This window comes from Okeania sp. SIO2C2 (assembly GCF_010692625.1).
GTDB lineage: Bacteria > Cyanobacteriota > Cyanobacteriia > Cyanobacteriales > Microcoleaceae > Okeania > Okeania hirsuta.
Genome location: NZ_JAAHGM010000099.1, coordinates 1 through 14,125 on the forward strand (window position 1 = coordinate 1; position 14,125 = coordinate 14,125).

14 protein-coding genes and 1 pseudogene are annotated in these 14,125 nt (G+C 38.1%); 11 read left to right on the forward strand and 4 right to left on the reverse strand.

The features are described from left to right. The first annotated feature begins 178 nt into the window (after nt 1-178). From F6K18_RS34020 to F6K18_RS34055, 9 genes are all read left to right on the forward strand, one after another. Nucleotides 179-394 (forward strand): hypothetical protein, encoded by a 216-nt coding sequence (locus tag F6K18_RS34020; protein WP_287527523.1) that lies wholly within the window; start codon nt 179-181, stop codon nt 392-394. 114 nt (nt 395-508) lie between these two features. Beyond that, complete coding sequence (locus tag F6K18_RS37115; protein ID WP_353735259.1) at nt 509-637, forward strand: NAD(P)-binding protein; 129 nt, start codon at nt 509-511, stop codon at nt 635-637. A 9-nt stretch (nt 638-646) separates the two neighbouring features. Next, the gene (locus F6K18_RS34025; RefSeq protein ID WP_353735260.1) at nt 647-1,705 is read left to right on the forward strand and encodes an FAD-dependent monooxygenase; all 1,059 of its coding nucleotides are present in this window, start codon (nt 647-649) and stop codon (nt 1,703-1,705) included. 32 nt (nt 1,706-1,737) lie between these two features. After that, entirely contained in the window at nt 1,738-2,916 is a 1,179-nt protein-coding gene (locus F6K18_RS34030) for an FAD-dependent monooxygenase (RefSeq protein ID WP_287527525.1), read from the forward strand. A 265-nt stretch (nt 2,917-3,181) separates the two neighbouring features. Continuing rightward, nucleotides 3,182-3,439, forward strand: a complete 258-nt coding sequence (locus F6K18_RS34035) for a hypothetical protein (protein WP_287527527.1) — start codon at nt 3,182-3,184, stop codon at nt 3,437-3,439. Nucleotides 3,440-3,573: 134 nt separating this feature from the next. Further along, complete coding sequence (locus tag F6K18_RS34040; protein WP_287527528.1) at nt 3,574-3,960, forward strand: transposase; 387 nt, start codon at nt 3,574-3,576, stop codon at nt 3,958-3,960. 46 nt (nt 3,961-4,006) lie between these two features. Then, nucleotides 4,007-4,750, forward strand: coding sequence for a dienelactone hydrolase (locus tag F6K18_RS34045; RefSeq protein ID WP_287527529.1), 744 nt, complete (start codon nt 4,007-4,009; stop codon nt 4,748-4,750). Between the two features lie 8 nt (nt 4,751-4,758). Further along, on the forward strand, nt 4,759-4,926 hold the full coding sequence (locus F6K18_RS34050; RefSeq protein WP_287527531.1) for a hypothetical protein: 168 nt from the start codon (nt 4,759-4,761) through the stop codon (nt 4,924-4,926). Between the two features lie 184 nt (nt 4,927-5,110). After that, complete coding sequence (locus F6K18_RS34055; protein ID WP_287527533.1) at nt 5,111-5,461, forward strand: hypothetical protein; 351 nt, start codon at nt 5,111-5,113, stop codon at nt 5,459-5,461. Nucleotides 5,462-5,478: 17 nt separating this feature from the next. Here F6K18_RS34055 and F6K18_RS34060 read toward each other — a convergent pair whose 3' ends face one another. Further along, complete coding sequence (locus F6K18_RS34060; protein WP_287527535.1) at nt 5,479-6,684, reverse strand: transposase; 1,206 nt, start codon at nt 6,682-6,684, stop codon at nt 5,479-5,481. A gap of 263 nt (nt 6,685-6,947) precedes the next feature. Here F6K18_RS34060 and F6K18_RS34065 point away from each other — a divergent pair, with 263 nt between their 5' ends. Then, nucleotides 6,948-7,265: a hypothetical protein gene (locus F6K18_RS34065; protein ID WP_287527537.1), complete on the forward strand. Its 318-nt coding sequence runs from the start codon at nt 6,948-6,950 to the stop codon at nt 7,263-7,265. A gap of 892 nt (nt 7,266-8,157) precedes the next feature. Here F6K18_RS34065 and F6K18_RS34070 read toward each other — a convergent pair. Next, nucleotides 8,158-9,393, reverse strand: coding sequence for an SGNH/GDSL hydrolase family protein (locus tag F6K18_RS34070; protein WP_287527539.1), 1,236 nt, complete (start codon nt 9,391-9,393; stop codon nt 8,158-8,160). Nucleotides 9,394-10,068: 675 nt separating this feature from the next. Between F6K18_RS34070 and F6K18_RS34075 the strand changes: the two genes are divergently transcribed. Then, complete coding sequence (locus tag F6K18_RS34075; RefSeq protein ID WP_287527541.1) at nt 10,069-10,344, forward strand: hypothetical protein; 276 nt, start codon at nt 10,069-10,071, stop codon at nt 10,342-10,344. A 573-nt stretch (nt 10,345-10,917) separates the two neighbouring features. On the opposite strand, the gene F6K18_RS34080 is transcribed toward F6K18_RS34075, so the two are convergent. Then, the gene (locus F6K18_RS34080) at nt 10,918-11,499 is read right to left on the reverse strand and encodes a hypothetical protein (protein ID WP_287527543.1); all 582 of its coding nucleotides are present in this window, start codon (nt 11,497-11,499) and stop codon (nt 10,918-10,920) included. A 377-nt stretch (nt 11,500-11,876) separates the two neighbouring features. Next, nucleotides 11,877-13,151, reverse strand: a pseudogene (gene iscB, locus F6K18_RS34085) (RNA-guided endonuclease IscB). Between the last annotated feature and the right edge of the window lie 974 nt (nt 13,152-14,125).

Genomic DNA, 14,125 nt, shown 5'->3' on the forward strand with positions numbered 1-14,125 from the left:
CGCCTGTTTTTGGCTATCTATTTTTAACGATCGCCTGTTTTTGGTTGTCTGTTTTTTGCTATCGCCTGTTTTTGGCTATCTATTTTTAACGATCGCCTGTTTTTGGTTGTCTGTTTTTAACGATCGCTTGTGAGTCCAATAGTCACTTTTAGCTGACTATTCTATTGCACCATTTTAGATGAAACAGTCCAGTACAGTAGTTATTCAAAACTATAGTGAGAAGATGGAGAAAATGTCTTATCAAAGTATCCAGGAGCAAAACAAACAATCACAGCCAAATTTTGCAGAGTTTGAACGTTGGGTATATGATTACGATCCAAACTTAGAGTCGCGTCTGAGACCTTGGAAAGAAAAAGTAGACATCTCCAGAAAAGAGGAAGTAGGGAGTAGGTAGGGACGTTGCATGGAACGTCCCTACAGAGTAGAGGATAATTGATTTGATTTTTTATTATTGGAGATGTCTAGTAGTAGTATAACAACAAATACCAACAAAAAAGAAACAACCAAAATGAGAGAAACGTCTAAGTCTATTGTTGAAAAGGTTGCCATTATTGGAGCTGGTCCTGGTGGTCTGGCAACAGCGATCGCTCTGAGAAAACAAGGTATTGATGCCCATGTCTATGAGAAGGCCAAATAATTTCGTCCAGTGGGAGCAGGTTTAGGTTTGCAACCTAATGGTTTAAGATGCCTAGATGCGATTAAACCTGGTATAGTAGATACACTAAAATGTTCTGGTTGTCAAGTCCAGAGAGTCACTTTGAAAACAAGCGCTGGAGAAACAATTAGGACTAGGGAAAGTACCATGATGGAAAAATATGGGCAACCACTCTTAATTATTTGGTGGTGGCGTTTGCAACAAATTTTAGCATCAGAGCTACCACCAGAAGTCATTCATCTGAATCATCGTTGTATTGGTTTTGAACAAAATGAAAACAATATCGTTACTCATTTTGATAATGGAAAGACTGCTCAAGCAGATCTACTCATTGGAGCGGATGGGGTAAACTCCGCAGTGAGAAAAACATTAATTGGTGACGGGATACCTCGATATGTTGGTAGTATGTCTTGGCGAGCTGTTGTCAATTATCAAGATGAGTTACTACCACTAAATGAAGTCATCTTAATGAAAGGAGAAGAAAGTATAGTTTACCTACTTAATGTGGGAGAAGGAAATATGAGTTGGTTAGCGCGGAAGCTATTGCCAGACTCTACCCTTTCTTCTACTTTTGCTGAAGCAAAGTCTCGCGTTCTTAGAGAATTTGCTAATTGGATGGAACCAGTAAGATCGCTGATAGCACAGACAACTCCCGAACGGATATTAGAAGGACCGATATGTGACAGACTAGCATTGAAACAATGGAGTTATGGTAGGGTGACGTTATTGGGAGATGCTGCTCATCCAATGGCACCATCCGCAGGGCAAGGAGCTAATACTACTTTTGAAGACGCTTATGAACTTGCTGAGTGTTTGTACAACTACCCAGACCTACAAACTGCTCTTGCCAACTACGACAACCGTCGCATCCAACGTACAGCCATTATTCAAACCCGTAGTGCAGAGGGTGAAAAACGCTATTATCAACCTACTCAACAAACAAATCAACACTCACCGCAGGCATTTGAAGAGTTTCAAAATTGGGTGTATGATTACGATCCAAATTCAGATTCACGTCTGAAACTTTGGCAAGAAACAGTTGCAGTCTAACAACAAATAGCAATAAAAAGGAAACAAGCAAAATGAGAGAAACGTCAAAACCTGTTGTGAAGAAGGTCGCCATTATCGGTGGAGGTATTGGTGGTTTAGCAACAGCGATCGCTCTGAGAAAACAAGGTATTGATGCTCATGTCTATGAGAAAGCTAGAGATTTGCGCCCAGTCGGCGCAGGTCTATCCCTAAATCCTAACGGTTTAAAAGCACTAGAGGCGATAGATCCAAGTATAGTAGAACAATTGAAACAAGCAGGTAGCATACTCAAAGTAATACAGTTACAGAAAAATAGTGGTGATATAATTCAGAAAACAAAAATCACTATGATGGAAAAATACGGACAACCTTTGTTGAGTATCCGCTGGTCTAAATTACAGGAAATTTTGGCAGCAGCACTTCCACCAGAGATAATTCACCTGAATCATCGCTGCGTTAGCTTCACTCAAAACTATAACAGTGTGACGGTAGAATTTGAGGGCAAAAAAACAGTAGAGGTAGACCTAGTAGTAGGAGCAGATGGAATTAAATCTGCTATCAGACAAAAACTAATTGGTGATGGGGAACCTCGCTATTTAGGTAGAATGTCTTGGCGTGGTCTTCTCAAGTATAGTCACGAACTGCTTAATCCTAATCAAGTGACTACAATGATAGCCACACCCAAGACCATCTTGCTGATGGATGTGGGTGACGGATATATATTTTGGGGAGCAACAATGCTGTGTGTAGATGATTATGGTTCAGGAAGTGCTGCTGATGTCAAATCTCGGCTTCTCAAAGAATTTGGTGAGTGTGCATCTCCTGTACCTGAGATTATAGAAGCAACAGATGCAGAAATCATTGTAGAACGACCGATATTGGATAGAGAACCATTATCCAGTTGGAGCAAGGGGAGGGTTACGCTTTTGGGAGATGCCGCTCATCCCATGAGTCCATCTATTGGACAGGGAGCAAGTACGGCTTTTGAAGATGGCTACGAACTCTCGGAGTACCTGGCAAAAGCTCCTAACCTTGAAGCAGCTTTAGCCCTCTATGATGGAAGTCGCATAGAACGCACACAGATGATTCAAGCTCGTAGTGGTTTGGCGGGGAGGCGAGCATACGAACATGATAGCGAAAAATATCTTCAGGAGACATTAAGAAGTAATGACGAGTTTGAAGACTGGCTTTATAAATACGATCCATTAGCGATCGCATCCCGTACCCAGTAGAGGACTGTTTCAACTAAAATAGTGCATTAGGGAGTAGGGGAGTAGGGGAGTAGGGGAGTAGGGGAGTAGGGGATGGAAGTTGCATGCAACGTCCGTACAGGAGTAGGGGAGAAAGATTGTTGTTGGGTTACTCCTGCGGAGAAGCAAGCTACGTTCCTCAACCCAACCTACATCTATTGCACTATTTTAGGTGAAACGGTCCAGTAGGGTGTGTTAATAATAGCGTAACGCACCATGAGAAATTTTCATAAATAGTAGAAAAACATTGAACAATTGTAATATGAACATTGGAGCTTTTTACCGAGCAACCAAAGTTGAGAATGCTCAACCACCATACGATACTATTAATCTAAAAGTCTTCTACCCAGGCAAAATGTCAGGTAGTGAGCAACAAAAAAATCAGGGTATTGTACCTGCTGATCGCCAACAAGCTCCTTTTCCAGTAGTGATTTTATTCAATGGCGTTAACTGCAACCCAGAACTTTACAAATGGCTAGCTATTAAGTTGTCTGAACGGGGCTAACTACTGAAGCCGAATAATTGGACAAATGTTAAAAAATGTTAAAAAATGTTAAAAATATCATTGTTATCTGCTATCATACATTAACATCATCCTAAGCATTGTCAAAGACTTTTTTTCATGGCTTACCAATTCAAATGCAATCAATCAAGACCAAACTAAAAGTTAATAATAAACAAAAAACAATACTTGCCAAACACGCAGGTGTAGCTCGTCATGCTTATAACTGGGGATTAGCAACTTGCATTACTGAATATGAATCAAGCAAGAAACGACTGAGTGCTATCACTTTACATAAGCGTTTGGTAGCTGAAGTTAAAAGTGAAAATCCCTGGTATTATGAAGTTTCAAAGTGCGCCCCTCAGCAAGCCTTAAGAGATTTAGAGAGGGCATTTAAAAATTTTTTAACTATTCCTAAACGTGGATTTCCCGCCGATTTGAAGCCTGTGGAGAAGATAAGTTCAGACTGCGGTCAGTGGTCTTCTGTGTTTGCGCAGCATTGCGTCAGCAAAACAGGAAGCTAGCTCCAAAACCCTCTTGGGTAAGTTTGGGTAAGTTTAGTAGAACGGAGTGGTAGTGGTAACATTTGCCTGGGTTGCAGAAAACTTTCCTGGTATTTTTTCTATGACTCCAGGGGTTGATATTGCAATGTTAGCTCCTGATACTTATGGTACAGCTCCCACTGCTTCAGCTTTACCAGCAATCCTCAAAGAGTTGGATCGGATAAATTCAGACGGTATCCTAGCTGGTATGCTTGACCTAAAAAAAATTATTTTGGGTGGACATTCTGCTGGTGGCATGGTGGCAATAGAAAGTGCTAGTCCTAACTTTTTCTCGCAAGTGGTAGCTGCTTTTGGTTATGCTGTACATACAGCAGCAGGAACAATGATGGGATATGAAGCAGCAACAATTTTACCTCTCCCTGACTTACTGCCACTGTTGTTAATAGGTGGTACTTGCGATGGAGTCATTGCTAATAGTAGTCACCGTTATGGTACTGTTTGGGAAGAAGCCACAACACCAGTAGAGCGGACTTTTCACGAAGCAATTTCAGGAGGAAGAAATGATAGCTATTTGATGTTAGTCGAGGGAGCTAACCACTTTTCTTTTGCTTATCCATTTGACTCCACAACAGGTAGACCTTTTCTCGACTTTCCTGCAACTCAACCAGAAGATGAAATTCGTTCTCTAATGGCAGAAACAATAGGTTTATTTATTGATGCTCATGTTCGTCAACAGTCAACAGCATTTGATAAACTGAAGGAACTACTTAATGACGGTCATCCCTTAATTAAATCATTGGAACGGAAATAATGTCTGAGATGAAATCAACACAAATTAATCAACCCGGTCTCGTACTTACTCCTGGCACTGAAGGTTGGTGGGACTCCGAGAGGGTCTCCTCACCGTGCGTACTTCATAGTCCAGATGGCACCTGGAAAATGTGGTATTATGGGCGGGATGCCAGTTTTGACCGCCAAATCAATTGACCAACAGGTCGTTGTGGTCTGGCTATTTCCTCTGATGGCGTCAAATGGCAAAGAATAAAAGGTCCCTTAACAATAGACATCTCCAAAAATCAAAAATAGAATCAATTCTTATCCATAAATTATCAATTTTTTCCCCCTATTGCCTGTTGCCTGTTGCCTGTTGCCTCTTTTCTGGAGATGTCTAATGGGAGCTATATTTGAACCTCACCCAGACGAAAATAGATTTGATTCTGCTCATGTTGGAGTGAGTGATGTCTACTTCAGTGACGGTCTTTACTGGATGTGGTATTTTGGTGGCGATCGCCAAGTTATAGAACTAGGAAAGTTTCAAGCTAAAGGTATTCAGATGCTCCCTGGTTGTGCAGTTTCTCGTGATGGCATTAACTGGGTAAGATTGGAAGGTCCTCACCGAGGTGCATTTTTGAGTCTTGGTCAACCAGGAGAATTTGATGCTTTATTTTGTGGTTGGCCACAAGTGCTGAGAGATGGCTCCTCCTGGAAAATGTACTACCACACCGTACGAAAAAAACTGTAGAAAATCGATCTGAGCTTTTATCTTGATATTGGATTAACCAATATTGGCTGTACGGCACAGCTCACTATTCCCTCGGCAGTAAATGCCTCTGGGAATTTCTTTCTAATTATTTGAATACTGCCATTAACATCGGCATTAATGACTATACCAGTTGCACTCCTGAATAAACCACGTTTGACTCGTTTTCCCCCATAAGTTTCATATTTAATTGGTTGCTCAAGGTCAAGGGCAGATGTTTTGCTTGTATAGCTTTCCTCTGTTTCAATTACCTTGATTCCTGCTAGCTGACATTTATAAGTAATTTGCTTGACTAACTTATCATGTGGTATTTGGGTAAAATTTTGGTTGTTTTTTTTGCCTATATTTGCACCTTGTTTCCAGTTATCATTTTTTCCAATGACTACAGTACCAATATTATTTCTGGTTAAATACTGAACCACTAATTTACTGGTGTTATGCAAATAATTCTCGACAAAACGATTTCGGTGATAGGTTAACGCTTCAATTTTACGGCTAGTTTTTCTGTTGCCTTTGAGATGACTTTGATATTTAGCTTTTCGCTTGTTATATAGTTGATTGACACTTTTTAGTGGCTTCCCGTTAATCAGCATAGGTTTAACACCGGGCTTGTTTGTAGATAGAGCTACTAATCGATCAATCCCTAAGTCAATCCCGGCTACATATCTTGAGTCTATTTGTGGTTGATTCTTTTTTTCATACACAACTTCAATTATATAGCAGGCAGTAGCAGGAACTATTCTCACTTCGATCACAGTATCCACAACTACAGGTATTTTGATATCACTCATAGATAAGTGACAAATACCATCTTTGAGAGGAGCTTTATAGACTGATTCTTTGGAATATATAACTACATTCCTACCTTGAGTTTTATTTTTATACTTTGGTATTTTGGGTTTACCTAAAAACTTCCCTGGATGTTTTGACCATTCTTTGATGGCCTGAAAATAACCACGCCAAGTGGCAACCAAGCATTTGATTATTTGTTTTGATACCTTGGTTGGTAATGCTCTATAGGCATCGCTATCTTTGGTGGCGTGGTACAGTTTAGTTAAATCCAGACTTTTTGAGCACTTGAAAAAATGCTGACGACAATAATAATTAGCCAAATTATACAAGTTTTTTGACTTAAAGGCTAAGTCATCACACCAAGCCCAATACTGATGTGTTCGGTTAATAATATGTCTGTCAACAAGTCTCATTCACCTTTAGATATTTCCTAAGCTTTAGTTACCTGTTTAATATTAAAACATTTTTCTACAAATAGCAACTACTTTCTACAATTTTTATTCAACAGTTAATCACCCTAAACCCAGAAAGAATATTTTTAGTAGGTTTAGCAGTTTGCCAAGATGGTTTTCAGTGGGAGAAAGTAGGTCAAATTTTAGGACTAGGAGAACCGGGAAGCTTTGATGAACGGGGTATCGGTACTCATCACGTCCTGAAAATAGACAGTCAGTATTTGATGTTTTACGAAGGAGTAAACCAGAGTGGATATCATTCTATTGGTTTAGCTATTTCTACTGATGGCATTAACTGGGAAAAACAACCAGGTTCAGAAGTTGGTGGATCTATTTTTAGTCATGCTCCAAAAGGTTCTGGTCGTTGGGATGCACAGGCGATCGGTACTCCTTGTGTTGTACCGATGGCAGATGGTAGTTTTCGGATGTACTATATCGGTGCGAATGAAGGAGGTCACGATGAGTTATCGAGTCAGCATCAAATAGGTTTAGCAGTTAGTGATGGTTCTAATTTTCGCAAGTGGTATAGATGGGGGGAATAATAGTGGGGGAGTGAGGGAGTAGGGGAGTAGGGGAATAGGGGAGTGGGGGAGAAGTAAAAATAAGAATAATTAATGCTAATACCAAGGGTGAAAAAAGAATGCTACAAAAAGGTAGATGTCGATCAGATATAGCAATGTGCGCTGGCATATTTACAAATTACAAGAACTTTCCAATAGCTAAAAGCCTTAGAGAGTGTTTGTAAACTAAAGATTAAGACGGTCAGAGTGCTTAATATTCGGTGGGTTACGGCGGAAAGTTAAATTTTGTTATGATTCATAGTTATTGTCACCTAACCCACCCTACGCCTGGATTTAATATTCCTTTTACAAACAGTCTCTTATATTATCGGTTTTTTATTCCCCCAGATGAGCTGTTGCCTGTTCCCTGTTGCCTGCGCACAGCGCTATATGCTTAAAAATAGCTGCTCTAGTTCATTTTATATTAGGGCTAAAGCACAACTACGAGCCTGATTATAACTTTTCTTCCGTTAGCGTAGCTCCTCCGAAGGGGGCACATAATATTGCCCCTTCTTCCTTCTTTCTTAACTTCTACCATTTGTAACAAACATTTATCAAATTGGTATAAATTGAAAATTTTATAGATAAGAATGGCTTTGATTTTTGATTTTTAGAGATGTCTAATGAAATAATATCATGTCTTCTCCTAATATCATGTCCGGTTGAACAGTGATAAATAAATAACTACGGAGTCCTCAGGTAGGGGAGCCGTCGGATTGGCGACGTACAGTCCTCAGGAGTCAGGAGGAAAGAGGGAAGAAAGAAGAAGAACTGGAGTTGAAGGAGAAAGTTTTTTTATAACTAATTATCCGGACATGATATAACTCCTGACTCCTGAGGACTGCTAATGACAACAATGCTACCGAATTTGATATTAGCCTTCAGAAGCCTCCAAAATACTAACCAATTCTGAAATCTCTGTAATGGATTTTATTGCTGTATCTGCCACAAAATTATGGCCATTGGTAGTAGGATGTATGTCATCAAAGAATAAAAAATCATCGGGGTTAATTGCTCCAGAAGCTAAGAAATTATCCGTGACATTCGTAAAGCCAAAATCATTAGGGTTAGCAATAATATTGTCAAAGATAGTCCTAAAATCAGGGCTAATAATATTAATATTCGGGTCTTGCTCTAATATTTGGGAAGCTGCTGCTAACCCACTATTGTGACCTTCGCTTAATAAACTTAATCCCTGTTGTAGTTCTGGGGGTAAACTCTGTGCGAGTGGAGTCAAACCTAGATCTGGTAAATTTGGCAACAGAAAATTTCTGGCTCCAATGCTTGCTAGCTTATTTACTGCCACTGACAAATTACCCACACTTGACTGCACACCTTGGGTGCTACCCCCTAAATAATCATTTGCACCTGCCCACACTACATATAAAGCATCAGGATCAGTTTCTGGAGTCTCTGCAATAAAATTGTCAATTTGTGTCTGCAGTCCAATTAACAGTGGGGGAGTACCTTCTGGCAATAGGTTATTGGTATCATTCAAAAATCCTGTGGTGGCTCCATTCACTGCAAAATTGAGACCGGGGTTAGATGTTAACTCTAATTGTGGTGCAAGAGTTTCTATCCATAGAGGGCCGTTGCTAGTGCGACCTTCAAAATAGGGAGGACTGGGTGGTAACAGACCGCCAGTAGCGATAAAAGCATTGCCTGTATCAGACAAACTATCACCAAATACATAGATATCGCTGAATAACAAACGTGGCAACCGTCCTTCAAATTGACCAGCATTGAGAAAGTGTTCTGTTGCTGTCAGTGAGGTAGTTACTAATGCTTCAGCAACATCTGAGTAACGGTCTAGATAAAAACTGGTGTCTAATAAAGTACTGGGGTTACGTTGTTCAAATTGACCAAAATTGATGAAGTGTTCTGTAGGTGTCAAAAGATTTTGTTCTACAGCAGCAGCAACTCCAGGGTTATTAGCGAGATAGAAATTAGTATTGAAAATAGCGTTGGGGTCGCGACTTTCAAATTGACCAAACCTAATAAAATGGAAAAAGCCATTACTGACTGTGCCATTGGCGACTGCTTCAGCCACTCCTGGGTAGGTTTCTAAATAGAATTGTTCATCAAATAGTTCGTTGATAGTTAATGCCATTGGTGATTTTTCTCAATTTTTTCTATTTCTAGAAGGTATGGTTTATAGTGTTTATCCTATCATTTCAACTGCAAAAAATACTCGTTCTAAATGGCAATAAACTCTGAGTTCAATAATGTTCAGGACTTACGCAAACTACCACTTATGGTAGATATTAAGGGCTGTTAACCCCTAGAAATCCTGTATAATTTCGTCTTTTGTGTAAGTCCTAATGTTAACAAAGTAAATCAGCCACAAGTGAAAAATAGGGGTTGCACATTATGGAATGATATTACCAAAAATTAGTTTAGACTTTAACTAAAAAAACTATTAATTAGTCATTCTAGCAATTATCAAATCCAAAATCCTATTCATCAAAAATATAAAATCATTCGTCACTGTGCAACGCCGAAAAATAGATATTTCCAAAGAGGGAATAGGGAATAGGAAATAGGGATAAAAATTGATTTTATTTTTGATTTTTGGAGATGTCTATTAGTCAGATACTGGGGATTAATTGAGGTAATATAAGTCTGAAATTGAGGATTTTCATGATCAGGCATTAGTAACGTTGTCATGGCAATTATCAAGAGGATACTAATATTTGGTAATGATCATCAAAAAAATTAGAAGTGATTTAGCAATCTCTCTCTGTATTACCGAATAATCAAGGTTTAATACCAATTTGATAAATGTTTGCTACAAATAACTAGGGGATTTTTTAGGAGTCAACCCACCCCTCGCCCCTCCCCCTCCCAGGAGGGGAAGTCAGGAGTCAGGAGTCATAATGAATGGCTTCAATACCACTTTTTAGGTTGGAAATCATCTTTTTTGTCAAAGGGATGTCTCCTGAAAATTATTTTTATCCCTCTTACTATTCGTAACATTCTTTTTTCAAAATTGTATAATACCAATTTGATAAATGTTTGCTACAAATACGAACGACTTTTGCTAGTAGTAAGTAGTCAATAATCAGTAGTCAGTAGTTAGTAGAAATAGCTTGAATTTTGTTTATTACCAGAAAATTTATATTTTTCATCAAATAGATATCCTAGCTCAAGTCTTTTGGCTGGTGCTTATTATTGGTAACATTCTTTTTTCACGTTTGGTATAAAGCCTCTCTTTTAAAGAAAAAAAATTCCCCTTTTAGTCAATCCTATTGGTTTTCAGAGAGAGGTAATTGTTAATTATTAATTATTAATTGTTAAATTTGATGTATAGCAATCATAAATCATTTGTAAAAAATCTCAGGATATATAAAAACCCTGAAACTTTTACCCCTATTCCCTGTTTCCTAAATTCAAAGATTTTTTTTCATAACTGAAATAGGATTGCTATAGATATAGCAAGTTAGCATTGAAGTGCATCAGTAGTCAGCTTTTTAGTATTTATGAATAGCCTTCAGAAAGTGCATCCCAAATTCTGTTTTTTTAGTAAAAAAGAGGAAATATTCTTAATAAGAATATGGATTATCACATCAGATAACCCATCATAAATACCATAAACAAACTTATTTATGTACTTGCCTGGTTCTTCCTGCAATTACTAATTAGAGGTCAAAAGCACAAAATCAGTTACTTTATCTCCATTGTAAGTCCGCCAATGTTCTGATACTTGAAAAAACTGTTCATTATTTGGAGTTTGATTCACAATTCTGAAAATTTCTGAAGGATAATTTTTTTCTTGGCAAGGTTGATTTTTTCTGAGACTAGCAACTAAGTTTTCCATAAATTGATACCCATCACAAAAGGCATTTGGTGGATAACCCATTTCTCCTTCACTATAAGCTTTTCCAGCAATAGAAATTATATTGTGATAAAAAGAATGTGAGTCCATCTGCTCTATATATCTGTGTAATTTCAAAGGTGATGGCGCGATTAAGTAGACATCTTCACAGTCAGGTTCACAATACATCAATTCATCCCAACTTCTATAAGATTGTAGAGTTTCTCCTGACTCTAATTCATAACCTAAAGCAAACTGCATTTCATCTAATAATTCTGCTTCCCAATCTTTTTGAGATATTCGTTCAAGCCAATTATGAATAGTATTATATAGTTCCATCTCTGATAGGGAAAGCAAAGCTATTTTTACAGCTTCGGTATGTAGTTGAGTTTTGATTTTCATGACGTTACCTCCTGTTTTGTATAGTGAATAAACTTTGATTGAATTTATATTAGTTAGCTTTTATGAAGGATATATCCTTCAGGATTAACTATAAATATTTAGCAGTATTCTACTTGCATAGTAAGCAGAAGATGATAATTTTAATTCCCTCTATTAACAGAGTTATCCTTTGAAGATTACTCCTATAATTCTAAGGAATACTATTTTCTTTCGGCTTTTTATTTCTGTTACTCTTTAGTTGTCACAGAATAACTATTGATTTTGTCGATCCCAATCGGTAAATCCATCTTTACATCTCCAGGGGACTCCCGTTATAGCGAAGCTTAACAGTGAGGGGAATAGAGTTCAACAAATAAATTGAGCAAAGCGCACCTTTGTTAAAAAGCATAATTGTATCCGTCATTTTTGTGCATAAGAGTTAAGTATTTGGGGTTAACATCGAACTTTTTTTCAGGTAATTTGAGAACAAAACTAGGACGGAACCTAATAGCAATTCTGCCTACATAAAGTCCGGCAAATTTACCTTTAGGGATTGATGCTGAAACCAAATCTCCTGTTTAAAATCCCTGAAAAAATTTAGCTTTAGGAGCATGACTTATGGGAAAACCAAATTTATTAGGACGGCATCGTTTTCTTTTTCCGTATCCTGTTGCTTGAATCAGCAAAGGTTGATTGGTTTTAAATATCAAATCATCAGGTATTTGTCCTACACAACTTGCATCTTGCCAATGAGTTTTAGGAATTTTTAATTTTTTTCGATTAAACTTAGTTAATCCACCACTGCCTGTTTCTACTGGTCATCCTAATTATCGTAGAGAATTCAACAGTTTCAAACGAGTAGAATTAACTGCTGCAGCATCTTTTAATGGCGTTTTTGCCTGTATTAAGATGTGATTAACTAGGCTCGGTTTTTCTTTAAGGAAATCTTTAATATCTTGATTTCCTTTGGACTGATTGCAGTTATGACAAGCCAAAGTTAAGTTAGAAACTCGGTCACTTCCTCCTTTACTTCTCGGGTGAATGTGGTCAACTTCAAAAGGCCTATCTGTCGCTCCACAATATTGACAACTTCGATTGAATTTAGCTAGTAGATATTCTCTAACTTCCCCACCATAAAGGGTTCCCTGTTGATATTCGACTCCACTAATTTCCGGATTTTCCTGCTTTTGTAAGTCGAATTTAACTAACTCCATAGCCAAAGAATTAATAGGACAATACCTGATTAATCTTTTTACCCAAGTTACTGTTGTATCGACTCGATGCTGTAAACTTGGAGGTAGCCAACCTTCAGAGCGTTTTCTGTTCAGAAACCTGGGTTGACGATAACGAGTTTTTCGTCCTCGTCTTCCCCTTCTTAATTGTCGTCTTGAGGTTAAAGCATCTTGAATTTGTTGGCCATGATGTTGTAATTCGGCTCCCCAAATTACCTGATTATTTTGCACTAAAGCTATTCCAGTTGTTTTGCTTCCTGGATCTAGTTTCAAGGTTATATTTTTGGGTGTTTCTGTTATCTCCTCAAAAAGAATAATGGTAAAAGGATACCGCCGAAAAACAGCAGCTTTCCCTTGTTTTAATAACCGTCTTGCCTGTGCTGGATCAACAGGATTTAATGGCTTTTTGGTTGTGTCTAAAACAAATACAAAGTTTGACATTTTTGATCTCCCGGACCGGGGTAATGTTTGCCTCGTTCTGTTATTTAGTCTTGTGATGTCTAATTCACTTCCTTAGCCCGTTTAAAGATGTTTAAAATTAGACGACAGTTGCTCAAGGCTGGCACGCACCCAGAGGTGTCATGAACTAAATAACGGCTCCTAGAAATTCTAGGGAACTGGTCACATCATGGACAATCTCGCTGCCCCCGTTATATTGCGGAGCAATTAACCGTGGGTTTGTGACACACTTAGGTAGGAATTTCTTGTGGGCAAGAAAATTAAATAAGTAATTATACTCTTAGCACACTTTTTAATACTCTTCCGCTTGGAAGGCCCTTTACGACTTTGCGTTGTCATATTAGCCTTGATGAGAGAATATTTATCTGCCAAAACTCTTACTATAGTATATAAACAAATTTTTGTAAATCAAAATTTTGGCAGTATGTATTGATTTTTGATTTTATTTTTTGACCTGACTGGAATATCAAATGATTAGCAAATTAAGGGCGATCGCTTGCTATGTAGAACCCATTTATATAGTATCCGCTCAATAAATAGGGGTGGACTACCAGTTTAGGAAGGATTTTACGCCGTTTGAGCCTTGCCATTTACCTATTTACCCCGGATTATTGAGCGGTTCCCTTAAATATAAGAAGTAGGGAACAAATTTCAACCTTTTTGCCCTATTCTCATTCCTGAATTTCCTAACTTTTGTACATTGCCCTACCGACGGGCACCCTATCTAAGTTCTTAGTTCTGTAGCAAAAAGCACATAACCCGTGCAAAGATACCAAATGGGTTCTATAAATAAAACAAAGATTTTAGGAACGGACAGGATAGATTCTATACATTAAATAGATTCCAAAACTTCTAAGACTGATTTAGGTAATAACTTATCCTTAAACCAGACAATAGGTACTGGCACATCTTTCACTTTTACACCAGCTTTTTCCAAATTTAGTCGTTCGGAAACT

Bases quoted from the DNA above. Each gene is read 5' to 3' on its own strand.
- F6K18_RS34020 (WP_287527523.1), top strand. From the start codon at position 179: ATGAAACAGTCCAGTACAGTAGTTATTCAAAACTATAGTGAGAAGATG.
- F6K18_RS37115 (WP_353735259.1), top strand. From the start codon at position 509: ATGAGAGAAACGTCTAAGTCTATTGTTGAAAAGGTTGCCATTATTGGA.
- F6K18_RS34030 (WP_287527525.1), top strand. From the start codon at position 1,738: ATGAGAGAAACGTCAAAACCTGTTGTGAAGAAGGTCGCCATTATCGGT.
- F6K18_RS34040 (WP_287527528.1), top strand. From the start codon at position 3,574: ATGCAATCAATCAAGACCAAACTAAAAGTTAATAATAAACAAAAAACA.
- F6K18_RS34050 (WP_287527531.1), top strand. From the start codon at position 4,759: ATGAAATCAACACAAATTAATCAACCCGGTCTCGTACTTACTCCTGGC.
- F6K18_RS34055 (WP_287527533.1), top strand. From the start codon at position 5,111: ATGGGAGCTATATTTGAACCTCACCCAGACGAAAATAGATTTGATTCT.
- F6K18_RS34060 (WP_287527535.1), bottom strand. From the start codon at position 6,684: ATGAGACTTGTTGACAGACATATTATTAACCGAACACATCAGTATTGG.
- F6K18_RS34065 (WP_287527537.1), top strand. From the start codon at position 6,948: ATGTTTTACGAAGGAGTAAACCAGAGTGGATATCATTCTATTGGTTTA.
- F6K18_RS34070 (WP_287527539.1), bottom strand. From the start codon at position 9,393: ATGGCATTAACTATCAACGAACTATTTGATGAACAATTCTATTTAGAA.
- F6K18_RS34080 (WP_287527543.1), bottom strand. From the start codon at position 11,499: ATGAAAATCAAAACTCAACTACATACCGAAGCTGTAAAAATAGCTTTG.